Here is a 659-nt window from a genome sequence, read left to right on the forward strand (position 1 = left end):
TCGGGCCGCGCGGCGTCGTCCGGGAGTCCACCCGACGTCAGCTGACTGAAGCACGAGGGCTACCCACAGCCCCGATCGGCGACGGCCGGGTATCCGCGCACACTTCGTGCAAGAAGAGTCGCGGTCGTCATCGGGTTGCGGTGGCGAACGAGGCAAGGCATCGCGGTCGCCGAGCGACTGTCGACCGGCGGTGAAGCCCGGTCTTCTAGGACAGGAAGTCCTCGACGTCTTTGACCACGGCGGCGTATGCACCGTCGATGTCTCGGAACTCGGGGCAGAAGCTGTACACCTCGCCGCCGAGCAGATAGTCGACGTCCGCCCAGCCACCCGTCCAGACCACCGCCTCGAACTCGTCGTCCGTGGCGTGCTTGCGCAACGTGAACCCCAGTGACTCCGGCACCCGGACATCGGAGCGATCTGAGGTGATCGGCTGAGGCCACGTCGCTGCTTCATCACGCCAGGTCAGCGGCCCCACCGCCGCCCAACGCCGCCACTCCTCGAGGACGGACCGCAGTCGCGCTGCAAGGACATCCAGATCAACGAGGTGCTCCACAACCCACATGGTGCCGCGTTCGCCAGCGGTTGGGCTCCGTCCCGCGACATTCGCGCTGACGTGAGCCGCCAGAACCGGCCAGGAACAGCCGGAAGCACCAGTCGCC

At 67.4% G+C, this 659-nt stretch carries 1 protein-coding gene; it reads right to left on the reverse strand.

The window, feature by feature from the left end; all coding sequences use genetic code 11:
• Positions 1 to 205: 205 nt before the first annotated feature.
• Positions 206 to 400: a hypothetical protein gene (locus tag FRW57_RS22480; RefSeq protein WP_152187124.1), complete on the reverse strand. Its 195-nt coding sequence runs from the start codon at positions 398 to 400 to the stop codon at positions 206 to 208.
• Between the last annotated feature and the right edge of the window lie 259 nt (positions 401 to 659).

This window comes from Segeticoccus rhizosphaerae (assembly GCF_009192725.1).
Classification (GTDB): Bacteria; Actinomycetota; Actinomycetes; order Actinomycetales; family Dermatophilaceae; genus Segeticoccus; species Segeticoccus rhizosphaerae.